The sequence below is a fragment of the Lentibacillus halophilus genome (assembly GCF_039522485.1).
Classification (GTDB): domain Bacteria; phylum Bacillota; class Bacilli; order Bacillales; family Amphibacillaceae; genus Lentibacillus; species Lentibacillus halophilus.
The window spans coordinates 1-26,201 of sequence record NZ_BAAADM010000027.1; the positions used below are offsets into that span (position 1 = coordinate 1).

At 37.3% G+C, this 26,201-nt stretch carries 23 protein-coding genes and 1 pseudogene; 1 reads left to right on the top strand and 23 read right to left on the bottom strand.

Annotated elements, in window-relative coordinates:
- Positions 1–395: 395 nt before the first annotated feature.
- From ABDZ72_RS05095 to ABDZ72_RS05115, 5 genes are all read right to left on the bottom strand, one after another.
- Positions 396–1,583, bottom strand: a complete 1,188-nt coding sequence (locus tag ABDZ72_RS05095) for a DUF6575 domain-containing protein (RefSeq protein ID WP_343751564.1) — start codon at positions 1,581–1,583, stop codon at positions 396–398.
- A gap of 11 nt (positions 1,584–1,594) precedes the next feature.
- A complete protein-coding gene (locus ABDZ72_RS05100; RefSeq protein WP_343751565.1) occupies positions 1,595–1,984 on the bottom strand; it encodes a hypothetical protein in 390 nt (129 codons plus the stop codon).
- A gap of 175 nt (positions 1,985–2,159) precedes the next feature.
- Positions 2,160–3,167 (bottom strand): retron St85 family RNA-directed DNA polymerase, encoded by a 1,008-nt coding sequence (locus ABDZ72_RS05105; protein ID WP_343751567.1) that lies wholly within the window; start codon positions 3,165–3,167, stop codon positions 2,160–2,162.
- A 214-nt stretch (positions 3,168–3,381) separates the two neighbouring features.
- Positions 3,382–3,708 (bottom strand): hypothetical protein, encoded by a 327-nt coding sequence (locus ABDZ72_RS05110; RefSeq protein WP_343751568.1) that lies wholly within the window; start codon positions 3,706–3,708, stop codon positions 3,382–3,384.
- Positions 3,709–3,710: 2 nt separating this feature from the next.
- The gene (locus ABDZ72_RS05115; RefSeq protein ID WP_343751588.1) at positions 3,711–4,613 is read right to left on the bottom strand and encodes a phosphoribosyltransferase-like protein; all 903 of its coding nucleotides are present in this window, start codon (positions 4,611–4,613) and stop codon (positions 3,711–3,713) included.
- A 578-nt stretch (positions 4,614–5,191) separates the two neighbouring features.
- Here ABDZ72_RS05115 and ABDZ72_RS05120 point away from each other — a divergent pair.
- Positions 5,192–5,590 carry a hypothetical protein gene (locus ABDZ72_RS05120; RefSeq protein ID WP_343751569.1) on the top strand — a complete coding sequence of 133 codons (399 nt, stop codon included), beginning with the start codon at positions 5,192–5,194 and terminating at the stop codon, positions 5,588–5,590.
- Here ABDZ72_RS05120 and ABDZ72_RS05125 read toward each other — a convergent pair.
- The 18 genes and pseudogenes from ABDZ72_RS05125 to ABDZ72_RS05210 form a co-directional block, all read right to left on the bottom strand.
- A complete protein-coding gene (locus ABDZ72_RS05125) occupies positions 5,572–5,862 on the bottom strand; it encodes a transposase (RefSeq protein ID WP_343751570.1) in 291 nt (96 codons plus the stop codon). The genes ABDZ72_RS05120 and ABDZ72_RS05125 overlap by 19 nt on opposite strands.
- A gap of 46 nt (positions 5,863–5,908) precedes the next feature.
- Positions 5,909–7,457 (bottom strand): annotated as a pseudogene (locus tag ABDZ72_RS05130) (YifB family Mg chelatase-like AAA ATPase).
- A 311-nt stretch (positions 7,458–7,768) separates the two neighbouring features.
- Positions 7,769–11,515 (bottom strand): YobI family P-loop NTPase, encoded by a 3,747-nt coding sequence (locus ABDZ72_RS05135; protein WP_343751571.1) that lies wholly within the window; start codon positions 11,513–11,515, stop codon positions 7,769–7,771.
- A 561-nt stretch (positions 11,516–12,076) separates the two neighbouring features.
- A complete protein-coding gene (locus ABDZ72_RS05140) occupies positions 12,077–12,241 on the bottom strand; it encodes a hypothetical protein (protein ID WP_343751572.1) in 165 nt (54 codons plus the stop codon).
- Positions 12,242–13,213: 972 nt separating this feature from the next.
- On the bottom strand, positions 13,214–15,550 hold the full coding sequence (locus tag ABDZ72_RS05145) for a molybdopterin-dependent oxidoreductase (protein WP_343751573.1): 2,337 nt from the start codon (positions 15,548–15,550) through the stop codon (positions 13,214–13,216).
- A 768-nt stretch (positions 15,551–16,318) separates the two neighbouring features.
- Complete coding sequence (locus ABDZ72_RS05150; RefSeq protein WP_343751574.1) at positions 16,319–17,125, bottom strand: energy-coupling factor transporter transmembrane component T family protein; 807 nt, start codon at positions 17,123–17,125, stop codon at positions 16,319–16,321.
- Positions 17,118–17,972 carry an ATP-binding cassette domain-containing protein gene (locus tag ABDZ72_RS05155; protein ID WP_343751575.1) on the bottom strand — a complete coding sequence of 285 codons (855 nt, stop codon included), beginning with the start codon at positions 17,970–17,972 and terminating at the stop codon, positions 17,118–17,120. Before ABDZ72_RS05155 ends, ABDZ72_RS05150 begins: the two co-directional genes overlap by 8 nt.
- On the bottom strand, positions 17,957–18,751 hold the full coding sequence (locus tag ABDZ72_RS05160; protein WP_343751587.1) for an ATP-binding cassette domain-containing protein: 795 nt from the start codon (positions 18,749–18,751) through the stop codon (positions 17,957–17,959). Before ABDZ72_RS05160 ends, ABDZ72_RS05155 begins: the two co-directional genes overlap by 16 nt.
- Positions 18,752–18,786: 35 nt before the next feature.
- On the bottom strand, positions 18,787–19,128 hold the full coding sequence (locus ABDZ72_RS05165) for a MaoC/PaaZ C-terminal domain-containing protein (RefSeq protein ID WP_343751576.1): 342 nt from the start codon (positions 19,126–19,128) through the stop codon (positions 18,787–18,789).
- 1 nt (position 19,129) lies between these two features.
- On the bottom strand, positions 19,130–19,486 hold the full coding sequence (locus ABDZ72_RS05170; protein WP_343751577.1) for a hypothetical protein: 357 nt from the start codon (positions 19,484–19,486) through the stop codon (positions 19,130–19,132).
- Entirely contained in the window at positions 19,487–20,638 is a 1,152-nt protein-coding gene (locus ABDZ72_RS05175) for a thiolase family protein (RefSeq protein WP_343751578.1), read from the bottom strand.
- On the bottom strand, positions 20,635–22,125 hold the full coding sequence (locus ABDZ72_RS05180; RefSeq protein ID WP_343751579.1) for an AMP-binding protein: 1,491 nt from the start codon (positions 22,123–22,125) through the stop codon (positions 20,635–20,637). Before ABDZ72_RS05180 ends, ABDZ72_RS05175 begins: the two co-directional genes overlap by 4 nt.
- Before the next feature lie 2 nt (positions 22,126–22,127).
- Positions 22,128–22,682 (bottom strand): biotin transporter BioY, encoded by a 555-nt coding sequence (locus tag ABDZ72_RS05185; protein WP_343751580.1) that lies wholly within the window; start codon positions 22,680–22,682, stop codon positions 22,128–22,130.
- Positions 22,683–23,217: 535 nt separating this feature from the next.
- Positions 23,218–23,631, bottom strand: a complete 414-nt coding sequence (locus ABDZ72_RS05190) for a DEAD/DEAH box helicase family protein (RefSeq protein WP_343751581.1) — start codon at positions 23,629–23,631, stop codon at positions 23,218–23,220.
- Positions 23,632–23,740: 109 nt separating this feature from the next.
- The gene (locus ABDZ72_RS05195) at positions 23,741–24,046 is read right to left on the bottom strand and encodes a hypothetical protein (protein ID WP_343751583.1); all 306 of its coding nucleotides are present in this window, start codon (positions 24,044–24,046) and stop codon (positions 23,741–23,743) included.
- 81 nt (positions 24,047–24,127) lie between these two features.
- Complete coding sequence (locus ABDZ72_RS05200; protein WP_343751584.1) at positions 24,128–24,304, bottom strand: hypothetical protein; 177 nt, start codon at positions 24,302–24,304, stop codon at positions 24,128–24,130.
- Positions 24,305–24,801: 497 nt separating this feature from the next.
- The gene (locus ABDZ72_RS05205; RefSeq protein ID WP_343751585.1) at positions 24,802–24,984 is read right to left on the bottom strand and encodes a hypothetical protein; all 183 of its coding nucleotides are present in this window, start codon (positions 24,982–24,984) and stop codon (positions 24,802–24,804) included.
- 2 nt (positions 24,985–24,986) lie between these two features.
- Positions 24,987–25,745 carry a type II toxin-antitoxin system SpoIISA family toxin gene (locus ABDZ72_RS05210; protein ID WP_343751586.1) on the bottom strand — a complete coding sequence of 253 codons (759 nt, stop codon included), beginning with the start codon at positions 25,743–25,745 and terminating at the stop codon, positions 24,987–24,989.
- Between the last annotated feature and the right edge of the window lie 456 nt (positions 25,746–26,201).

Genomic DNA, 26,201 nt, shown 5'->3' on the forward strand with positions numbered 1-26,201 from the left:
AGCTATTTGATAACCTCCCGCAATTTTTAAAGAAAACATTTCTTGGCAATGAGGAATTTAACGCACAAGCAGCATAGTCAGTTTGGTTTAGATCAAGGCATATCAAGGGTTACAGGCTCATTCTGCGGTGCGAAAGTTGAGTAATTTATTCATTATTATAACACTTCGTGAACCTGTGCAGCTATGGGAACAGTCCCCGATTTTGATTAAGCTATGAGGACAACCCCCGATTTTCAACATGTTAAGAAAAGCAATTCAATGCGGAATGTATGCTGCTAATCCGTTGGACTTATTTCTAAGAGCGTACAGGGTTCCACAGATATTCGCTAAATACATCTCTTAAAACGAAACCTTTGTATTGCTGTATTGGAAGTCAAAAAATGTTTTCATGCTTTTTAAAGGTTATAATCAATTTCTAATAATTCGTATTCAATTTGTTCTTCATCGTTGAAATCACTTATTTTTGTCGTTACCCGTAATTTCACTTTTGCCCTTTTTGGGAGAAGAAATTCTTCTATATTTACAGCTTTGTCTATTTCTCCGCTAATAGTATCATCATCGTCCGTAATAAATTTAAAATTGTTTCTGGTGATGTCAATTGCAACGATTTTTCCGTAAAACGAGTATTCCTTTGAAGTCTCATTTATTTCTGACTCCAAAACTTTAATACTTTGTGCTATATCCTCAGACGTTAATTTAACGTTATTTAACTTATTACTTGGAAATGCCAAATTTGTATTAATTGCTACATCTTCTTTTTGAAATAAATTCAAAAAGTTTTTATAGTGACTAAGTACTTTTGGGTTCAACTCCTTTGTAATCTCCGAGATTTCTTCTGCATTTGATTTAGCTTTTAAGAGGCTCATAAGAACTGAAAGGTTTCTCTGCAGTTCTGACTCATTAAAAATATCTGCAAGTTTATTCGATTTCAATCTTATACCAAAAGATGCAGCATAATTCCCAGTATAAATTAATTTATTATCATCTTTTATTTTTTTAGGAATGCTGGCATTCATTCCTTGGCGATGAGAGATTACATTAACTATATCTTGTGTTCCTTTCAATACGTTCCCTAAAAAGGCTGCTCCAATCTCGTGTGTATGAGATTGTTCTAATTCAAGTGATATATCTATAATCTCTCTACGTTCTTTAATTGATTGTTCTAAAATTTTCTCCTGCTTGCTACGTTTGATTGAAAAAGTGTCTTCACCATAAACATCAAATAAAATATCTTTATCAGGAAGGTCCACATCTGCTAACTTATCAAAAGATATTTTTTCAGCTTTTCCCTCTTTATTATAATTAGCATGTATTGTTATTTTCCATATAAATCCCATCTCAGACTGTTCGAAAGCCTTGTAAGCTGTTATAGAACCTCTAAGAATTTGGATTAGACGCGCTTCACTAACAGGCAAAAACAACCACTGCTCCATATCATCCAATTCAATACAGATGGCTAAAAATAAGTTTCCTATATCATTTTTACAAGAGAAAGATAGCAATTTATCATAATAAATTATTTCATCAATAACGTAAATGTTACCGATTAAATCAATCGTCATATGACTATTAGGACCTTCCATTGGATCTCACCTCACAATATAAAAAAATCACTTTCTGGCTCTGCATCTTTGCATAACCACCACGTATAGTGATTTTCCTGTTTTGCTGATGGAGTTGATTTCACAACACCTTTGTCTTTATATGTAATTCCATAAGCGATATTTTTAAATTTTTTCCTTAACGCAGGAACGGCACGCCGATAGTTTCTTAATTCCTCATGCTTCAAATTTACCGATAAGCCGTACTCTGTAAAAGAAAATTTAGGATTGCTTCCGTTACGACCTTCTTCAATGAATGACTTGAAATCTTCTTTAGTAATAGTATTGCCTTGCACTAATCTGTATACTCGTATTTCCATTGGTTTTGCGTCACTGGGCGGACATCCAACCGGGAAAAAATCTGGATACTGTCTTTCACACAACTATATTCCCCTCCAAGAAGTTAAATGTAAATAATAATTCATCTATTTTAATACATTCCACGGAGACACAAAGGACGGTTACTGGTATATTGTAAAAGCAACTGTAGATGTGCACCCTTAAAATGCAAGAAGTATAAAACTAGTCTCTATATATACTAGATACTCAAATCAGTTATTAGCTTTCCCAATCAACTTGATTTAGTTCTTTGATAAAGGTTTCACCAACCGATTTTTCGACCATTTTTATAAAGTAGGCGATGCCGTAAAGATATTCACTATAATTTGTCTTTTCTAGTTCCTGTTTACGTAAGCTATTACTAACACCAAACTTTTTTGCAAAATAAATTTGTTGTCTCAAATATTTTTTAGTTTCTCTTGGTACACTTAAAATTTCATTTACGATAAGACCTGTTACCATTTGTCGATGATATTCATGCTGAACACGAATCTTTTTCTTATTTATTTCAAATCCCTCATCTTGAATAATGTTTTTAATTAGCTTTATATATTTGGCAACACTCTTATGTCCGGAAAAAGTAATATCATCTGCATACCTAGTATAGTCAGCGTTAATGTGTAAAGCCAAGTTAGCAAGTCTTTCATCCAATCTATTACACACTATATTCGATAAAATCGGGCTAGTGGGGCCACCTTGCGGTAATACACCACGATAAGTTAAAAAGCCACTAAAAAACATTGAAACGTATTTACTATACCCCATGTTTTGAAATACAGAATATACTTGGCGAAATGTTATGCTAGGAAAAAAATCTTTAATATCAAGATTAACAACACATTCTTTCCCAACGTGTCTCACTGCGTTAGTGACAATTGATCGGGAAGAAACAAAACCCGTAGCATGAGGGTTAATATCTACTTTATGAAGAATATTATTCAAAATCCATCTTTGGATATATTTGAGATTTTCACTTGGTGCAATTATTTTTCTGTACCCACCAGACCGTTTTGGGATTTTAAATTCCTTATAAAGATTTTCTTTCATTGAATAAAAAGCATATAACTCTTTAATACTAATACCCGTTAAAAGTGACAAGTGTTTAATATCAAAAATCACATTGTACCCATTACTTTGAATTGCTTTAGCATATGTGATGACCTCGGCTATATAATCATTATTATATTGTTTTTCTATCATTTCGTTCTCTAATTTAAGTAAATCCACTTAAAATAACCTCACATTAACTACCAGATTATTGAACTTAACTTCACGTTCACACATGGTACCCCTACATCTTTGCTAGTGAACGTGCCAACCAAAGAGCGGTTTTCTCTTTGGTTGAGCAACATGATTTTGCATTTCAAATCATGTTGCTTAGCCATAAAGTAACTTTGTTTCACGAATAACGACTCGTTATTCAATTCTAGAAAAATGCAGATTATTTTTTGAAATTTTGTGGTATATATATATCTTCAAATCCAATTGTATTATTACTAATATTTAAAGTTACCGTACTTTCATACAAATCATCTATAGATATTTCATTCAAATTGTTTTCTTGTAAATATTCCCTACCTTTATCTAATATCTTAAGTGAGAATTTATTATTTTCATATTGGATAAAACCTTTTTCTTCAATACTTTGTAATGCTTCAAACATTTGACTTGTTGTATAATTACATAACTTTTTAATCTCATGTAATTCATACTGGTCCTCATAGTCATTTAAATAAATTAGTATTAATTTAAGGTGAATTTCTTTCATTTTTAGTTTGTTTCCTTCTTACTTAAATTATAAGCAGCAGAGCTGCTCTTATCAGTTCTTTTCTTCATAAAATCTGGACGTCTATTATTACGTGGAAACAATCCTTTCCAATTATCAGAAAGCCACCAAAATGCAGAAAGAGTATTGTTAGGGGTGTTTCGGTAAAAAGCAACAAGAGCTTGAGAGTTTTCATATCCTAAAATGTTATGCATTTTCTTAAATCTTTTATAATCTTTAAATCGTTGTTGCTTAGTATTTGCCTCTCCACCGAATATATAATTTTCTTTAAAAGCTTTAGGCTGAATTGTGTAATACTTAATTTCCGCGTTAATATTTTCCCTTTCAAGAAAACAATTAACCTGTTCTAAAGCACTTTCTAATATCACAAGACAAAACACATATATTTTCACTCCTGTTGTTACTATCTTTTCAGCATGTGAAGTTAAAAATTTTATTAGTGTATTCCCGCTTCCGATAATGTCATCAAAGATAACAATATTATCTATTCGATTTAATGCAGATTTAGTTAATGCAGAAAGACTATGAGTAAAATCGCCTGAAATTTCATTACATATTTTAAACTCTTCTAACATAGTATTTGAACTATCCATTTTAGATTTAGAAGCACCTACACCTTCTATTTTCGAAAAAACTGTCTTATCTACCTTCAACTGAAGTTCGTTATTTATTTGATCGTTAAAATGAATAAGTAACTCATTTACATTTGCTTTTGAAAAATAGCTAAATTCCTCAGTAAGTGTTAATAAAATTTCTCTTATATCATTATCTGCATCATCAATTTGTAATATGAAACTCTTTAATCGATTATGCAAATTTTCCGTTTTATTATCACTACCCCATTTATCACTCATCATATCTGATAATTCTAATATCCTTGTCTCCATCGATTTCTCTGTCTGAGTACTAATTACTCTCCCCCCCTTTGCTACATGATTATCTGTTGCAAACTAGATCATTCGATCACTAATTTATAGAGTGACTTGTGTATATTACTTCGGCAAGCATCATCAAAATCCTGCAAAAGCTGCAATAATTTTATACTAGCGTCCCTATGGGACGCACATACAGTTATTAATCCTGCATCATTACTCCACCCCATAATACTTCACATACCACTCCGCAAACTTCTGCAGCCCGGAAAGCGCGGGGACGGTTCCCGTGCTTCCAAGAGGGTTTGCAAAATCAGCTGAGAAATTTGAGCTCAACCCCCAAGTTCACATAAACAGGCAAATTGTGTTTTGGTAAAAGGAAAACATGAGAACCGTCCCCATACTTCTCTTCCCCGATATTATTTTATGATGGATTATCGGTATGTTTCAGCAAATGCTTATTTCAGCTTGTCAAAAATCGAATTATTCAACGGTTCAAATGCTGAGAAATGCATAGTTACAAAGGAAAGACGGTTTTATGTTGAAACGTATAATGGGGAATTGTCGTCTAATTAAATGAGGAGGTGTTGGTTTTGAAAAAAAGCGTTCTATTTATCCTTTCTTCTTTTCTCTTATTAGGGTTATTCGCTTGCTCTAATCAAAACGGACAAGCAAATAATAATAATAATAATGACCAAAACACGGTTAATACCCAAGAACAAAGCAGTAATCAAAAGGATGTAAGAGAAGTTGTTTGGAGTCAATTATCTGAACAACAAAAGGAAAGCATCAACGGTACTTGGAAAGATGGCAAGGTATCAAAAGTAACTTTAGAAGAGAATATGATGAGTGAAGTTAAGGACAAATCATACGAAGGAAAAGAAGTTTATAGGATTATGTTTCCGAAAGATGGAAAATCCGAACCGAACTTTGTAGTTGTTTTTGCCGACATGAATACTTTTAACTATATTGGTTATCCGCTTGTACTCTGAACGAGTTGGTAAAAAAAGGATTTTAAAAAAATCCTTTTTTTATATATAAAAGCAACAAAGTTTACGAAAACAGCCTTCAACAACAAATGGACATGATTATTCATCAAACACCATGCGTAGACTTTTATGGCCGTTCGGGCTTTATATTTTTTGATGATTTCAAGATATTTCTCACAGTCCTCATCGTCATGGAAGATTTCCTGTCTGTTCACGCCACGAAGCATAACATGGTAGATGCCACTCTTACTTTTCACCCGGGCTTTGCGGGCCATTTTTTCTGCCTCCCTCGAGCTTGATCATGGTTTTTCATGTTTCATCCTAGTGATCTGCTGTCGCTCTTTTCTGCCCTAAGCTCGAGTTGGGGCGGCGCATTGTAACGGCTTCCCAAATCGCTTCATTGGAAATGTCCTCATGACCGCTTAAGTCAGATATTGTTCTCGCTAAGCGGAGGATTTTCATTTGTACCCGCGTACTCCAATTGTATTGACTCGCCCATTGCTGCAGCATTTTCTGCTGATCATCATTCAACCCGCAACAATGAGATAACTGCTCATTGGAAACAACCGCATTCGTAATGTCACTGTCAAAACGTGCAAATTGTATGTCTCGTGCTGCTTGAACACGGGGTCGTATATCTGATGATGACTCATTACTATGTATGGACTCACTCTCCAATGCCACTGTGTTAAGCGTTAACAAAATATCCATCCGATCCTCTATTGGGCCGGAGACTCGATTGGTGTAGGCAAGAATTTTTTTGGGGGAACAGGTACAGTACCGGTGTCGTGACCCTAAATAGCCGCATGGACAAGGGTTCATGGCCCCTATTAATATAAATTGAGCCGGATATGTCACGGTCGATGTTGCCCGGCTAATCGTTACCTCCCCCGTTTCCAGAGGTTGTCTGAGCATATCCAACGTTCGCTTGGGGAATTCCGCCATTTCATCAAGGAAAAGCACACCATTGTGCGCGAGGGTCACTTCACCAGGCTTCGGGTTTGCGCCGCCGCCTATCAGTGAAACAGCTGATGCGGAATGATGTGGGGCTCTATAAGGCGGCAGTTGATACCCTTCGTTGATCATCCCTGCCAATTGATAAATGCTCATGACGTCAAAGCTGCCCTCTTGTTTTAGCGGTGGTAAAATGGATTAAATGTCTCCGCAAGCAAGCTTTTGCCACACCCCGGTGGTCCAACCATCAAAACATTATGTCCGCCTGCCGCAGCAATTCCAGCGTCCTTTTGGGCTGTTTATGTCCAAGAACATGTTTGAAGTCTTTCTCATAGGCGGGGGTATTGCTTTCTGAGAGGTCTGTCATGTGTGAAGTCTTGCCTCGCGCGGAAACGTTCAATTGCAATTGACCAGAAAAAGATTCGACAACATCCTGAAGTGTTTCAGCAAATCGAAGTTCAAGCCCATCAATATGAGATAATGGAAACTCATGCATCGGCGGTATATACAAAACCTTATAACCTGATTTTTTAGCTGCTATAATAGCCGGCAGCATCCCTTCAACCGGTTTAATGGATCCATCCAATGATACAACGCCCAGAAAAGCTGCTGCGTCAGGAATGGGATCTTTTATCTCACCCGTTTCCTTCATAATTCCAATCGCCATCGCCAAATCAAAAATCGGACTGTTTTTCTTTTGTTCAGCAGGGGATAAATTAATAATGATACGTTTATCAGCTATCTCGCAGTCATACGCATACAGAGCCGCCAACACCCTATCCTTTGACTCCTTCACCGAAGCATCCGGTAGACCCACAATACAAATCCCTTCAATTTCCGTCAGCAGCTGCACCTCCACCTGAACACGGTAACCTTCCATGCCTTTGAGACCAATGCTCGAAACAACAGTCGCCATCTCATCACACCTTTCCTGTTGGTTATCAATATCATAAAGTATTCTAATAGGAAATTCAAGAACATTTGTTCTCATTCAAAAAGTGGGAAATCGTATTTTAAGGTAGGGTAAGCGGGAAATTTGAGAGTCTGACGAGGTGTGATAGATAAAAAGTGGATTTCTTGTGTGTGAAATATAGCAAAGGGTGAAATTAATAAAAACGTTCGCTTTTACACTTAACGAAATAAAAGAAAGCATGAGAACCGTCCCCATGCTTTTGCGAACCATACCTACTATAATATCGTTACAATGATTAAGACTCCTTTTGATAATTACGCCGGGTCATGTTCGTATTTCGTTTTGTTTTCTTTTCTTCTTTTATTTAAACGACGTCCCATTGCGCGATAAGAATCAGGATAGTATTCATCTTCTTTAAAACTGGAAATCCACCCCTTAAATCTCAGGATTTTAAGTAGTTGCTCATTATGGTTCGTCTTAACAATCTTTGGATTCTTACCTTCAAATACCAAGGAGAACTCAGACATATCTAAAATGGTAAAAATCTCTTTTGCTTGATCTTTATAAAGATCAGGAAGCTGTAAAATCAACAATTGCCTCTTAGTGTCATCATCGATCTTCTCTGATTTAAAGAGTTTAACTAAAAGTTCATACGAGATGTCATACTCTTTATCTATAATCTCATTTATATTCTTTATACATAAATTATAGATCGATTCTTTTACTCTGGAACTTTTTTGCTCGTATTCATTTATTAAGAAAAGAATATCTTCAGTGTCAAAATTACGTTCGAGAATATGACATATAATATCTTCGGAATACGACTTATCTTCCACAGATATAGATCTTGATGTATTTTCTAATAGTTTAAGTTTAAATGAATCCCCGATATCGCTGTCCAGCAAATTATCAAATTCATTGAATGAAAAGTTTTCGCTATCGATAACCTCAAAAGCATATTGAGAAGCGTTAGCATATATAAAAGACATTAAATGATCAGAGTAAGTCTCTCTCATGATTTGTAGATTATACTCATTCATACAAATGACATTAAGCGTGATTAATATTTGAATTTTATCATCAGGGATGTTTTCAAAAGAGAATTCCCCAATACAGTTATTGTAGCCTTCCATGATCATACTATACTTCGTGTCAAATAATTCATGGCATGAAATGATATCAGAATAGAAGTTTACAGTAGCATTGTCTCCGAAACATTCTTTCACTTCAACAGAATCAAAATCCAAAGACATGTCATTATTATTAATGAAGTCTACAAGCAAAGAATCCAATCCATTTAACAAATAATACTCTAGGATATTGAAAACTGAGTACTCAACAAGGTTATGCTGCAAAAATAACGACCAAAAATCATTATTATCTATATCATTTAGACTCGTTATTTTGGTCTGAAGATAACTTATATAAATCGACTTATGTTCAGAACTAATATCGGTATCATTGACAATATGGAGCGCTTGATTTACATCGTCTGTAATCCATGAATCGCAGTTTTCAAGAACAATGTCAATGTAGTGATCCATGTTCTCTTCAATATAATAAGCCAATTGTTCTTCAGGTTGAGAAACAATTAAAGTATAGTTTCTATGCTTGAACTCCTCATTACGTGATAAATCATAAACTTTTTCCAACATAAGTGAAATGTTTGTCATACTTATTTGATATAAATTGGATTCATAGACCGACATAAAAAGTTCATGATCTGAACGTTCATAATTGATCTGTTTAAATTCCACCTCTAATAAATTAAGTTTGCTAATAATTTTTTCTGAATCTGGGTCACTAATATTTAAAAATTCATCATCATTGGAAATGAATTCAGTTAGACAATTATCCACATTTAGATTCAATATATCCTCGTCTGTAGAGTAGTAAAACGAATCAACAATATACATTCGTTTTTGGATATTGGAAAAATGATTATCAACTAGCATGTCTTTGAAAATATCAGTCCAATAATGATTTATGATTTTAATAAACCTTTCTTTTTCTCTTTCTATACTCCAGAACTGTAAAATGAAATCAAACCTTTTATCATTTTTTATTTGGTTAATGAACAAAGGCAATTTTTCACCATTCGATTTTAATAAATATTCCAAGAGATCGAAATTAAGGATTTCTTCCTGATTAAAATTACCATCCTGTAATTGGGAAATAACGTCCTCGGGTTTCTTCAATTCATAAGAAAATGCTTTAGCAACTTCATCAGTTACGCTACGCAAAAAGATTTTATCTATTCTACTAAGACTATTCTCATAAAAATAAGTCATATAATCTGGATAGGTCTTCTCATCAATATAACCATTTCTTATTAAATATTTAATTAAAGAAAAGTACGAGCTTAGTTTAACACTTTTGAAAGGAATTTCTTTTTCAGTTTCATTTTCAAAGTCTACACCAAAAATCCTTTCAATGTTATCTCTTGTAATAATCTTATTAAATTTCCGTGTTTCAATATGTGTCTTTTTTTGTTGCATTTCATCTATCTGCTTATCTATTTGTTCAATGCTCTTGTTAGACTTATCCTCAATTGCTTGTTTTCGAGCCTGGTAATCATCATCTTCGGTCATTTCTCTGTTCTTATCTTCAAAATCAAAAGAAATATTTGAACGATCATAACGAATCTTGTCTATTTTGTCTGGATTATCCTTCATAGCCTTGATCAAATCTACTATAGAAGAGAATTTATTCTCATGATCCCCATCCACTTTTAATGGATGTTCCCAAGGAAAATAAAGGGCATCTAACTCATCTATACTATTGCATAATTCATTTTTGGCAGCAGAAATTTGATCCTGTTTCTTCTTAATTTCAATGTCTAACTTCGCTTTTTCCTCTTCAATAAATTTATCTTTATTAGAAAAAACCGTATACACAAATCCTCTACCTAGCTGTAACTCACTAAAATCTCTTGGAAAGATATTTTTATACGAAATAATAGCTAATAATTTATTGCAGTCTAATTCAGTGGTCTGGATTTGATCATTATAGATTACGTATTCGTTATAAATGTTCTTAAGTATACGCATATCATCTATATACAGCGATAGACCTCGCAAAAAACCTTTATCAAAATGCTCTGAAATATCCCCCTCTTCAAAAAATCTAATAAACATATCATAAGAATTAGAACCGTCTACAATAGGAACAATTGGAATCATATAATCAAAGAATTTTGTCCTATCTTTAGAAACAAATATGTCGTCTCGAAGAAGGTAGAAGAAGCGAATAGTCCTGGAAGATTTTTTATTAATAAGAGAGTTTATTTCCCTTAACTTTTCAAATATCTTTATATTATTAAACCGGTCCATGTCTTCAAAAACTATCACATCTGTTTTAGCATTTTCAAATAGATATAAGACTTCATTCAAGTATTTATCGAAATAGGATTCCTTGTCATCTGATAAAACTTCTATTTCACTGCCCTTTAATTTGAACTTGCTAAGTATTATTTTATTATACCTGAACATCTTCATTAACCCATAAAGGGCATAAGCTAATAAGGCAACAGATATTAAACCTGCTATTACAACAGAAATATCCTTAGTCGAAAAATCAAAAATCCATGCTAGCCATGAATCAGAACTTTGGACGAATTTACTCCAAGCATTGAAACCAAATATGTAAAATACTAGAATAATGAACAAGGATATTAAGGTAGCGTCTAACCAAATTGATCGTGCTCGCACATTCCTTTTAAGCTTAAAATGTGTTTGTGGGATATTTTTACTGTCAATTTGATGAATCAGCTGATTAAGAATTTTACCTTCTAGAGTTGTATCACTATACTCTTTATTACTGGATTTATCTTCAAGATCTGATCCAAAATGAGCAAGTGAGATATTCAGAAAGCTTGTTTGAGGTCGCTTATCTTTGTATGTTTTTAAGACACTACTCTTCCCTGCACCATATGATCCTGTTATTGCAACGTTTTTTAGATCTTTTTCCTGAAATACAAAATCCAAAGAAGACTCATAAATATTTAAATCTTCATATTCAGTGGGAGTAAGCTTTTGAAAATTATATTTATTAGTCACCATAAACACCAATCCTCATTCTAATGAATAAAACTTTGTTGCGATTAATTCTAAATATAGCCCACCCTCTATCTAAGCCTCTGGCTTAAATCCGATCTCCTGATAAAATCTGTCTATCACGATATAGGTAGCGAACATATCACCTACTAGGCTCATAACCTTTATGAAATTCAGCCTCACATCAAACCATCCAAACGCTTAGTCACTCAAGTTTACAATCCCTGTTTAGTCATTTAGTATTACAGCATCCAAATCTACCCCAAAGCCGATCTAACCTAGCATTTCCATTGATGCGATACGATCTTCGATCTCCACATCTATCATATCATAAATAAAAACGACCATACGGACGTTTTCTCACTCCTTCCCATAATATTGATAGTTTTTCTATCATAGATAAGGCAATGATAGGACTTGTGTTTGTAATGATCGTACTCATTTATTCTGTCCATCCTTATATTTTTGGATAGCTGTTTCGTCATCTTTAATATGTTCTGGGGTATATTCCATCCATGGAATATTTTTATTACGAAGGATATCTATAAAATTTGCCAAAGGCATTCCTTAAAGTTCAGCTGCACGTTCCAGAGTAACCGTTCCATCAACAAACATTCCAATAGCTAGTGATAATCGTACTTTTTCATCAATGTTTTTTCCGTTGACACTCTTTTCAAGTATTCCAATGATTTCATTAGGCAACTGAACATTTGTATCATTCTTATCTAACATATTGCTTCTCCTTTCCTTATTTCTATTTGTTCTTATTATTTTACCATAATTAAAAGCATTACCTGTCATTCTTCTTAGTTGATAATTCAACTTCCACATAGAGCAGTACACGGAAGATGACAAGCACTACCCACCAACTACAAACCTGTTGGCTGACTGGCGTCTAAAATATTAATGGCAAAAACAAGGATTATAGCAAGCAGTATAGAAAAAGAGATTTAACTTTTGTCCCTACTGACGCAAACTGACCATCAGACTCTGTTTCCAGTGTATCCTCTCTCATGTTCATTTCATTTAAAATACCTCGCAAAATGTCTTTCTCTACCTTGGTCTTTTCAATTTCTGTACGCTTCTTTTCCTGTGAAATCGGAAAAGTAAAACCTGTATTGCTTTGAAGATAACGATTAACCTGGTCTTTTCGTTCTTTTGACAAATAAGGACGTGAACTGGTTTGCCATGATCGTTTGTTCGGAAATAAGGATTACCTGTTGTCATATAAAGGGCGACTGCTGGAAGTATGGATAGTAATCCAGCTAAAGGACCACCGTAAGCCACAAAAAATTCTGTTTTAGCACTCTCGATTTTTTTCGGGTCTATCCCAATGGCAGCTCCAAGAAATGGGATGGTAAGGCGTGAAAGGCAGAACTTGTCGAGCGGCGCCCGTTTGTTGAACGAATTATATTTATCTATCTTCACCGCTTTTTAATTGCTTAAATTCAGGAGTTTGTATTATCTTGCTAAAGAAATCATTTTTCGCTTCCCTATAAACATCCATATCTAGGATTTTTTATACCCTGAAACTTACATTTTGATAATTGGGAATATTATTGATTTTTCCTTATTATTTATGCAATGCCAGTGACAGAAATTCTTAGATAATTTATCAACCCTTGAACATCAAGGGTTCCAGCTATACTAATGATGCATCAAATAAATGAAAAAATCTGTTTCTGTTAAGTTTTTTCCGTTTTTTTACACATCCGCACGCGAAATAAATTTGGGCGTTAACAATTCTTGAACTTCTGGCGCAGAACCATGAAACGGTTCGATTTCGACCAAGCAACTATGGGCGGTTGGCCCTTGCGCTAGTAAAGAAGTACCTTTATCCGCTGTCAGGACATTCGGGTTGCCGTGGTACTCCAGGCTATTAGGTCCCTCGGTATCGTCTGGACAATACCATGCGCCTGTAGGCAAACTAACGACACCTTGCATAATGTCGTCTGAAAGTCGCGCTCCTGCCAAGCAAGCACCTCGATCATTAAAAATCCGTACAAGCATTCCGTCCGCTATCCCACGCTTACATGCATCAGCAGGATTTATAGTAACCGTCTCCCTCCCCGCTGTCTTATCCTTATGGCTGAAAGCTCCGAAATCGAATTGACTATGAAGTTTATTACGTGGTTGATGGGAGATCATGTGTAATGGAAAACTACTTGCCCGAGGCGCTCCTAACCATTCATTCTTATCGAACCATTTCGGATGCCCGGTACAGTCAGCATATTTAAAGGATGCGATTCTACTCGAGAAGATCTCGATCTTCCCGGAAGGTGTCGACAGCGGCTGGGCCTTAGGATCGTTGAGAAAGCGTGACATAAAGTTATTTCGTCTCGGCTTCATCTTAGGCTCTGCATATAAAGGCTCGCCCGTCTCCCAAAACTCATCAAAGGGAATCAATTCGGCACCTGCCTGTTTGGCGTTATTCCTACTAACTTTATAAATGTTTTTCAGCCACGCCGTCTCATCGCGACCTTCTGAAAAAGCTTCAAGCACACCCAGTCTTTCAGCCAACCCGCAGAAAATTTCATAATCAGTTCGAGATTGCCCGTAATTCTCCAGCACCTTTTTCGACGGAGTAATATGATAATCATCTTTGCTGCAAATAACATCATTACGCTCAAGAAAGGTGTTTGCTGGGAATACGATATCCGCGTGACGTGCCGTAGCTGTCCAAGTCGAATCATGAACAATCACGGTTTTCGGCTTCCTCCAAGCACGACGGAGTTTGTTCAAATCTTGGTGATGATGAAATGGATTACCGCCAGCCCAATAGATTAGTTGGATATCAGGATAGGTTCTTATTTCTCCATTGTATGAGTAAGGGCTACTTGGATTTAGTAGCATATCAGCAATTCGGGCAACAGGGATCGTCTGCTTGATTGGGTTCCGGCCTTGTGGAAGTCTACCCCATGAAAAAGGGGGTTTATGATAGTAACCTGAACCATTACTACTCCCCCATCTAAGTCCAAAACCGCCACCTTTCTTTCCTATCGATCCCAGCATAGCGGCAAGCACGATGGCGAGCCAGAAGGGTTGTTCGCCATGTTCTGATCTTTGCAGTGACAGGCTAACCGTTATTAACGGACAACGTGCATTGGCAAGTTTATCTGCGAGACGTATAATATCTTGTGAAGGAATATTAGCGATGGAGGATGCCCATTCTGGATCCTTCATAACACCGTCAGACTGCCCCAGCAGATATGCCTTGAACTTGTCATATCCGACTGTGTAACGATCAATGAACGTAACGTCGACCTTGCTGTTCACTTCAAGGTAATGGGCAATTCCAAGCATAATAGCAACGTCTGAGCAAGGTCTTGCAGCAATCCACTCACTCGCAACATCCCTTGGTATATCGGATTGAATGGGGCTGATCGAGATAACTTCGGTGCCCGATGCTGCAAGCTCTTCGATCACATTTCTTTCGTTGTGGTCAGTGACCCCACCAGGTATTACTTGGTTATTATACTGATTCAAACCTCCGAAGGCAATGAGCAAGTCGCAAGCCTCGATGATCTCACCATATTCTACTACATCGTCTGCAGTTCCATAATCCACACCAATTACATGGGGAACAATAACTTGGCACGCGCCCGCAGAGTAATTGTTCACCGATGCGACGTACCCCCCGATAGTGTTCAAAAATCGGTGGATCTGACTTTGGGCATGATGGAATCTCCCGGCACTGCCCCATCCATACGATCCACCATAGATTCCGGCATTTCCTACCTTTTCCTTTATGTCCTTTAATGCAGATGCTGCCAGTTCAAGTGCTTCGTCCCAACTTACCGGTACAAAAGGTTCTTTTCCACGAGATTGACGATGATTTTGATCACCTCGTAAATATCCAGCTCTAACCATAGGTTGAGAAATACGGAAACGGTTATCCATCGCATCATACAATAGTTCTCCAATGGGAGATGGATTAGAGTCCGTCCCCGCAGGCTGTACATCAACAACAGCATCGTCACTAGTCTCAACTTGATAGATTCCCCAATGAGTACCAACCATCGCCTTTTTGTTCTTTTGCATTTAAAGTATCATTCCTTTCGCTGTGCTTAAGGCACAAAAATGTAATGAAAGAAACTCTCCCTCCACGGTAAAAGTTGCTATAATGTAAATGGAAATCAGATACACTATAGAGCACGGGGAGGTGAGTGAAGCAGTTCTATGCTTCCCGCCTTTAAAGATGTGCCGTTTGAAATAAGTGTTCCACCCGAGCACGTAAACTCCATGTATAATTAAAGGTTATTATGTGGCCTATCCACTATAAACTTAGGTGGGGATGTTATGTTACCAGATACCGATAAACGTCTGAACGCTTAGCACCTCCTGGAGGATGGCATAATACTTCTACTTTATGTTATGTTGAACCACTCATGAAACTATAGCGCCTCTACGTACTTCTTTAACCCTAACGCCGCATTAGGCAATCTAATACCATTCGATTAACATGTGGTTTAAACCTCCCTTATTAGAACTTACAACTTATTATATTTGCATGAAAATTAAGCATTGTTTGAAATGATAATAGAAGCCTATCAAAATACAGCTATTGCTATCAAAAAAATATGTTTCAGAATCTAGAAGACTAGTGGAAAACTACTGTTATTCCAACTACGCGCACTGGATGTATGTGACCAGGTTGTTGAAGTTCATGATGGGTGGCTGGAAATATGATGCCTTTGTGGTGACTCAAACAGTACCGAATTTAAATCAGGGAGAAGGCTTATTTTAAGTACTATCGCTCGATATCATAATGCGGAACCATTCCACAATACCCTGTCAAACCAACTCCTGCTAAACAAAATAAATCGACCAGAATACACCGGTAACAACAAATAAATGTACAATAGTGAGACCCCGGTAATCGGCTGCAGACAACTGAAGACTGCGATAGCTGGTACGGTTTTTCCCTTTTCCATATACACGCGAGTCAATCGCTTCCGCAAGTGTTTCCGCTCGTTGAATTAAAGAAAAAAGCAGCGGAATCAGCATGGGTATATACAAGAACATCCTTTGAATCAAGGAGCGCTCTTTGACATCGATCCCTCTTGCTTTTTGCGCAAGTACAATACGATCAAATTCGCTCACAATCGTCGGGATGAAACGAATTGCAATTGTAACCATCAGGGAAAACTGTTCAATAGGAATACCAAAACGGGATAATGGCTTGAGCAGTCGCTCTAAACCGGCAGTTAACGACAGTGGCTTTGTGGTGAATGTAAGTATAGATGCCATTAAAATAAGCAGTACAATTCTCCATGCAAACCGGATTCCCTGATGTATTCCTTCCTGTGTTAAATGGAAGACGGACCATTCCCACAGGACAACTTCTCCTTTAGTAAGAAACGCATTGTACATAGCTGTAAACAAAATAATAAACAGAATTGGACGCAAACTTTTCCAATAGTATCGTATCGAAACATTTGAGATGAACAGAAGGAAAAAAGTAAAGACCGTGGCCAGCACATACTCCATCACTGACTGAATCACGACAAACCATACCATGATACTGATCATCGAAACTAGCTTTGTACGCGGATCAAGCCGATGAAGTATTGATTCCTTTTCAATATACTGCCCCAGAATAATTGCCTCAGACAAATTGTTCACCTCGCTTGGCCACTGCTTTGCGAACCGCTGCTAAAATATCCGCTTCCCTGCAGCTGGTGATATCAACATATTCTTTCGCCAGTTTTTCTACACTATTTTTCAGCTGAACAGATGGCGGAAGAATCATTCCGCTTTCTTCCATAAGATTTCCATAATGCAAAAACAAAGCTGTCGCATCCATATGTGTGACAATTCTGCCACGTTGCATAACGAGGACATTATCTGAATACTCGGCAACATCCTCCATCTGATGGGAGACAAAGATAACAGTATTGCCTTCTTCTTGCCAGTGTTTGATTCCTGCTACTATTTTCTTTCGACTTATGGGATCAAGCGCTGCTGTTGGTTCGTCTAACAGCATAATCTTCGGCTTAGTTGTCATGACGGATGCAATCGCAAGTTTTCTGCGCTGTCCGCCACTTAGTTGAAATGGGGATTTAGCAAGAATTTCCTCGGGCAGATCAAAAAGCTGCAGTATTTCTGAGATGGTATCATTTATCTTTTTTTTCGAGTACTTTTTTTGTTCTAAACCTAGCGCAAGTTCTTTATATACTGTTGTCTGGAAAAATTGATGTTCAGGATATTGAAAAACATATCCCACTTCGGAAATAGCTGTTGTATCAATACTTTTTTTTCGTACAATCTGTCTATCGTCGAAAAAATATTCTCCACTGTCGATAGTAACTAATCCTTTAAGCGTTTTAAGCAATGTTGATTTTCCTGAACCGGATGTTCCAATAACGGAAATCCATCTCCCTCTAGGGATAGAACAGGTTATATTATGTAAAATTTTTTCTTTACCGATACAAACATTTATATCTTTTAATGTGAAAACCATAAAGATTCAGCCAACTTTCTCCAATCCAGAGAGGAATCGACAGGTATATTTAGTGTCTCGGATGCACGGAAGACAAAAGGTTTATCCAGTCCGTAGTCAGTTACGGGAATGGTTGTAAAAAATTGGAATGGAGAACCATCAAATCGCAGTTCACCCTTGTTAACAAAAAGAATACGTTTGGCTTCTAATGCCTCTTCCATATGATGGGTAATATGAATAATCGTTATCCCAAGTTGATTCAACTGGCGCATTATGGCGAGTATATCTTGCCTCCCCTTTGGGTCAAGCATAGATGTCGCCTCATCAAAAAGAATATAGCTCGGTTCCATAGCCAAAATAGCTGCAATGGCAATCTTTTGTTTTTGCCCGCCGGATAAATATTGGGGCATCGCATACTTGTATGACGACATTCCAACCATTGCTAGGGTCTTGTTAATGCGCTCATCCATTTCCTCTTTAGGAACCTGAATATTTTCCAGACCAAACACGATTTCATCTAAAACCGATGTCGTAATAAACTGATTTTCCGGATTTTGAAAAATATATCCAACATGCTTTCGAATGGATTGAATATATGAATTATTAGCTGTTTTCATTCCAAAAACTTCAACAGACCCTTTTTTGGGAGTAAGAAGACCATTCATTAATTTTGCAATGGTTGACTTCCCACAGCCATTTTGACCGACAAGGGCGACATATTCCCGTTCTTTTATGGAAAGATTGAGATTGGAAACAATCGGATTGTTATTTTGATAATAAAAGCTAACCTGATCAAACATAATCACAAAATATCACCTTTCTGCTGGTCGCAAATTCATAACCATGCAACATCTAAAACACCTTTTGCCAATAGTTCGGAATCCTCGCCTGTCACAAAAATCTCAATGCAGTCCTTCTTCTCCACAAAATCAAACCATACATTAGAATCAACATATACCGGGTTATGAAATGTCATAGTGCAAGATTTTGCCCACTGCCCCGCGTGCTTCATGCTGTACAATGACTGTGCGAGTCCCATGATATACGCTCCATGGGCAATAGCTTTTTTAGCGGTGCTTTTATTGTCTTCGATTTCTTGTATATGAATAGAGGCCTTATCTTTTGAAACATTTGCATAATGCTGAACTGCTTCTCTCGTAATCTTTCTTTTTTCCATATTACTCACCTTGTATCATTAATGTTGTCTTAGCGGTCGCTATAACTTCATTTTGATAGAAACACGTTAAAAGATAAACTTTATATTCATCCGAACCAACTTTTCTTTGTTTTTGTAAGGTAAGCGTACAATCCAGTGTCATATCGGTTGTAATTGGACAAACGTAATCATATGTCTGTTTCACATGCAAAAGGACTCTACCTTCCTGCTTCCATGAATCAAACAATTGCCAGAACAGCATAATCATCGTTGGCGGCGCAATATAATTACCATTTACTTGTGTTAATGGTGCATCAATAGATTGTGCATATTGCCTAACCCATTCCGCTGTCATAACAACTTCACGAGATTCATTCACTTATATCGCCTCTACTAGTACTGCCAGCCCCATTCCCCCGCCTATTCCAAGGGTTGCAAGACCTCTTTTATAGTTTCCGTACTTCATCTCTGTCATTAATCGTGTCATCAAAATAGCTCCGGATGCACCATATGGATGTCCTAATGCTATAGCCCCGCCATTCACATTTACTTTTTCTTCAGGTATTTTGAGTGCTTTGAGTGATGCAAGCACTTGTGAAGAAAATGCTTCGTTAAATTCGACGACATCAATATCTTCTACCGTTAATTGTTGGCGTTCTAATAGTTTTTCCACTGCTGGAACAGGACCAATGCCAAGTAAGGCTGGATCTACCCCTGCCACCACAGCATCCACAAAACGCACAGCCGGCACCAGCCCAAGTTCTTTGCATTTTTGGCTCGACATTGCCAGCACTAATGCCGCACCATCATTAACCGAACATGCATTTCCAGCAGTCACACTTCCGTCTTTGTGAAATAATGGAGGCATTCGTCTCAGAATATTCTCCAATTTTGAGTGATCACGTGGACATTCATCTGCACTCACCAGTTGCCCTGTAACTTCCAACGGAACAATTTCATCCGAAAAACGCTTCCTCTTCATAGCACTATTTGCTTTTCTATGACTTTTTCCTGCATATTCATCTTGTGCTTCTCTTGTTATCTGATATTTTTTCGCAACATTCTCCGCCGCAATCCCCATATCAGGATCACCATAAGAAGGTGGTGTGAAAGGGGCACGCTCATATAATGTGGGTGTGCCTGACATATGCTTTGGTCTTGCCAGTTTCCACGGTGCCCGACTCGTGCTTTCTGTACCGCCCGCCAGATAAATTTCACCCGCACCGCTTTGAATATGACGTGCTGCAAGTTGAATTGCCTCAAGTCCGGACCCGCATTGCCTATCAATTGTTACACCCGGTACAGTAACAGGCAGCCCAGCATTAAGTAATGAAACGCGGGAAATGTTTCCCCCTGGACCTACCACATTCCCAGCAATGACATCAGCTACTGATTCAGCAGCTAGTCCACTTTCAGTCATGATTCTCTCAATGAGTGGCGATAGAAGGTTTTCCGGGTCAAGTGACTTCAGTACTCCTCCTTTTTTGCCGATCGGGGTTCGTTTAGCTGTAACAAAAACACATTCTGTCATGTCAGCACATCCTTTATTCGGTCTTCCATCACCTTACGCGCTACCTTCCCACCGCCTGTATAGACAAATGAATCAACCGTCACTACTTTTTTCGGAATTTTATACGTTGCCAAAAACTCAGAACAATATTTTCTCAAACTAACGGATGAAAGTTTCCTTTCACCTTTCCAGGAAACAACAGCAACAACTCTCTCACCCCAGTGCATATCGGCAATGCCAAACACCATAGATTCCTTAATTTCCGAGAGTTGCTTAAGAACAGTTTCCACTTCTTCAGGGAAAACATTTAACCCGCCCGTAATAATCATGTTCTTCTTTCGTCCGCTTAAATATAATTGATTATTCTCATCCAGATAGCCATAATCTTCTAATAAAAGCCAGTCATCATGAAAAGCTGCTTTTGTCTCTTTTGGCATATGATCATAGCCAGTGAAAACCATCTCACTTTTTATCTTTAGTTGTCCGACTTCCCCTCTGTCGCGTTCCCATCCATTTTCATCACATACAGAGATTTCAACACCAGGAAAAGGTTTCCCTGCAGAATGTAAGTCGGTTTTTTCTGAGACAGTAAGATAGCTAATATAACTTGCCTCCGAAGTACCATAGAACTCAAATATCTTTGTTCTGCCAAATCGTTTAATAGCCTGTTTCTTCATAGCTGCAGTCCACGTCGAACCCGAACTGATCAATCCCTTAATGTCCGATTCATTTATTGTACTCGCGATCAATGATTGAATCATCGTAGGCACAACAAACAAAATAATATCTTTGTACTGACTGCATATAGCAGCCACTTTTTCCGCATTGAATTTTGAAACCACATGAAACGTGCCACCTAGATATAAACTCTGTATGAGCACAAACAATGACAAGGAATGAGCAAAGGAACCCGGCGCAATAAAGTGGTCGGTTTCTTTCAACCCGAATACGTGGATACCTGATTCAAAACTCTTGATCCACGATACGTGACTGCGCATAAACCCTTTTGGTTTCCCGGTTGTTCCAGATGTATATCCTATAAATAACACTTCATTCGCTTCCATGGTGGTATCTTCTTCTTGTGAAGCTAACCATGTACTATAGGAAGTGATTTCCTCGTCCTCTTGAAAGGATACCTTTGTTTGCATGGTACTATCCGGGATTTTCATGAGCTTGAATTTATCTCCAAAAATAAGTGATGGATTGTTATTCTCTAATACTTGAATCATTTCTTTTTGACTCCATTTAGGATCAAGCACCACCGGGATGCAGCCCGCATAGATTGCACCGAGAAATACTTCAGCATACTCCATGCAATTATTGGAGATAATGACAACCCTTGCATTCGCTGTTCTATTTTTCTTTAAACCGCAGGAAACTTTTCTCACTTGATGAAGAAGATCGGCATATGTACAATTCTTCTCACTATCACAAATCGCAATTTTGTCAGGTGTTTTTTTTGCGTGTTGGATAACAACATCCATTACATTCCATGGTTTTATTTGCATACTTATGCACCCTTGGTTTTCTCTTCAATTGGACTGACCGGATTTAATTGTACTGCAATGACTGCAGCAATAACTGCTTTCAAGCAATCCCCTGGCAGAAATACCGTTGACCCAACAAGCCCTGCCCATACAGAGGTATTTGTAATAATTGCCATAACAGGCGCACCAATTAAACTAACAAATATAACGCCAAACAAAATGTTAATAGCAATTACCTTCCACAAAGCTAATTTGCTCCAGATCTTTTCAACAAAGTAACCAATTAAATAGGCTGCAATTGGCCAACTGAGAATATACCCAGCAGAAGGACCAACAAGTACAGAAAATCCTCCGCGTCCACCTGTTAACAGCGGTAAGCCAATCGCAATTAAAACAATAAATAACACTAAACTTAGCGCTCCCATTTTCCTTCCTAAAAAGCAGCCTGCCAGCATGACACCCAAAGTTTGTGCAGTAATTGGCACAGGAATAAATCCGAGCGGAATCGGTGGAATTATACCCAGCACACCAATCAACGCGGCAAATAACGCTATGTAAACCATTTCTTTTGTAGTCATATCTTCTCCCCCCCATTTAGAATATAAAAAGATACTATCTATTGTATTTAGTAATCACTCATTTGTAAACCCATTATATAATATGGTTTACAAATGTAGATATATGTTCACATATTAAACAGGAAATGCATTTATGAAATTGATTCATTTATGTAAAAGAATACGTAAAAAGAAACTGGGTATAAATAAGAAAGGAAATAAAAATTTACTTAACGAGGTGATTACGATGAATTTTTAAAAAATAACATTAGCTACAATTACAGCAATTTTCTCTGCTGGATTATTAGTCGGGTGTGGTACACCTAATGATGAACAGGAGCCAGATCCAACTGAAGAGCCTTCTGAACAACATGATCAAGGAGAAAATGAATTAGAAGAAGAGCAAAATCAATAATAATTTTTTGAAGCGCGAGTGAAGCGCGGGGACGGTTCCCCTGCTTCCAAGAGGGCTTTCACAATGAAGCGCGGGGACGGTTCCCCTGCTTCCAAGAGGGCTTTCAAAGTCAGCTGAGAAATTTGCGCTCAACCCCCAAGTTCACATAAACAGGCAAATTGTGTTTTGGTAAAAGGGAAACATGAGAACCGTCCCCATGCTTGTTCCTTTGGCGGTATTTTTGCCACCTCCAAATTGACCGATCATCCTTGATTCCTTTTTGAGAAATACGTTCAGACGCTCTTTCCATTGATCCATTAAATGCTTCCGATGAACGATCACCAACGTATTAACTTTTCGTTGTGCAATCATGGATGCCGCAATAACGGTCTTTCCAAATCCAGTAGTGGCTGACAAAACACCCGTACGATGTCTTAATAACTTTTGCAGTGCTTCATCCTGCTGAATGGATAATGTCCCGTGAAACTCAACATCTAATGGTGTACCTAAATTCCTTTTATCTCTTACGTTCATTCCAAGTGACTTTTGTTCCAGGAATTGGTTTAAATATTCCATACATCCTCTCGGCAAAATCAGGTTGGCTTCGGTTTCTTCTGAACAATTGATTATTCGTGGAATTTCTTTCGTGGATAACCTCTTTTTCTCCGCTTTGTAAAATGCAGGATTACTGAATGTTGCAAGCTGTGCCAGTTCTTGTACAAAATGTTGAGGTAGCCCCGGCTTTGATATATAGTATATTATTTAAACCAATACTGCCAATTTCATTTAAGGCAAGGTGCTTCCGTTCCACTTGGTAACGAGTGCCTGGCACCAACGCAATTCTGAATTGTTTACGTGCCTGGCACTGGGTAGCAGTAAAGTATCCCACAATGTCCCCAGTTTCATCATCAAATATAATAGTTGTTCTAGCATTATCCTCTTTTTCTTGATTTATTGCATTGTTATGTAAAAAAATTTTGAATACTCTCATTAACTACACAAGAAAAAGAGCGGAGAATCTCATTCAGTTCATCTCCGCCTTGTTCGATTAAATCCATTAATGAGACTGCAGTTAATGACGTTTCCATTTATTTAAAATACCTTCCGCTTTCTTTTGACGTTCTTCAGGGGACAAGTGAAAACTACCTTCATAAGAGGGTTTTTCTACATTCACTTTTGACGCGTTAGCAATTATCTTTGCTTGGTTTCTGTCAAGCGTATAAGTCTTTTTCGCGCTAGTTGCAGCCATTTTGTTCCCCTCCTCACTTTTTTTATCTTTATCGCACATACATATCACATCCTATATACATAGTATATGTGCTTGAGCTTTGGGGACTGACCCCCGATACATTCGACAAAATTCGGGAAGTGCACTAAAAACAATTAATTAGCTGATGTCTAACTCGGTGATTCTGTTTCTGAACTCCTTCAAAATGTCATACTCAGTATATCCCTCGGAAATAATGTCTTTCAGGATTCCTTCAGCAGTTAAAAAGGATTTATTTGAGTTCGTTTTTCGTTGTCGCTTGGAGCGATTGACATGCAACCTTCGAATAATTGCCGCGTTTTCCTTTTGTAGCTTTTGTTGATTGTTCGATGGCCCGACGTTTGCCAGGGGCAAATTAAGACGCCTTCGTTTCGGTTCATTCACCTTTTAACCACCACCTAATTTTTATGCTTATATTAGGTTTATGTGACAGTTGTAATTCTATGCGACAAAGGGAACTTTAGTAAAAAAAGCGCCCATTAATGGACACTTTCTTCTTCACGCCATCCGTAAGTTCTTCTTCTTTTACCCAGGATTCGTCTATTTTCTTCCCGCAGTCTTCTTTGGCTATGGTTCTCTCCTACATAAGCAATTGGGATATTCAAACTTCTTCTTGGTGGTTCACCTTTTGTAATAACAGACTGTTTATTATTCTTCTTCATATTCAGCACCCACCTTTGTCAGAATAAGACTCCTCAACAGCTAAAACATGAGTCATCAGAAGCATATTAATAATATTTCCATCAATATCTTGAATTTCCACATCTTCTATTGTGGTTGTTACTTTCGCTATATAGTTTTGACCCAATACAAATAAGGGGAGCAACATCAGTTTGTCTTTTGTCGAAAAATAGGTTTGACCTATGTCAAGCACTCTTGCAACTTTTGACTTGGGTCGTTGGATGCTATCCAGCAATTCATCTTTATGCTCTTCCGTGTAATATGGTAAAACATCTACTGACAACCATTCTTTTTTTCCATAGTTATTGAGGAAGTTATCTAATTCACTAATATACTCTTCCTCATTTCTAGTATACCTCAGATATTCATACGAATTCAATACATGCTCCATGTTTTCGACTTTTCGGCTTGCTGAGATCCAATAATTCTCTGTTCTTTCGATTTGCTCCTCTGGCACTTGTAATTCATTTCCGCCTAGTTTTGAAACGTAAAGACTCAAAAAAATCAGTGAATCAACAACAATAAAGCCAATTAAAACCACTAAATAATTTTGCCAGCTCGCAAAAAGACTGCTTGGATGTGCAGTTAAGTATACCAGTACTCCAAAAAAATACAGCAAATACCATGTCTTGCGGATTGTATCTTTATCTTTTACCGCTTCCCTATTTATCCAATAAATGAAAATATAACACGTTAAAAGAAAAAAGATAATCCACATCCCCACAATAAAGAAATTCTCCACATATCCCTCCTCCCTCTAGTAATTTAAGTCGATAAACGTCCGCCTACCTTAATTTGATCGTATTTTGCCATTGATCCTCACACCTTTTTATCAATAGTTGGTTAGTATAGGATAAGCTATATTCTATCAAAAGTCAAGAACATTTGTTCGGTACCAGGATCATTAAAACTGCCTTATAAGGACCTAAAACGATGTAAAAACTCTATTTTGCCGAAATGCCACTAAGATAAGATACAAAACTACAAAAAAGAACTGGAGAAAATACCATTTTGACTAAACATTAATTTTTTCCAAATTTCCAGCTCTGCCAGTAATATGCATTGAAACTCCAAGAAGTAGATTCCTTATTCTAAGTAAAAATACCTCGAAAAACGATCGTACTCAAGGTCAAGTAGGAGTGAACCTCTCAGCCTAACGGCTGATTGTGTATCACTCCCCTCTCAGAACCATGCGAGC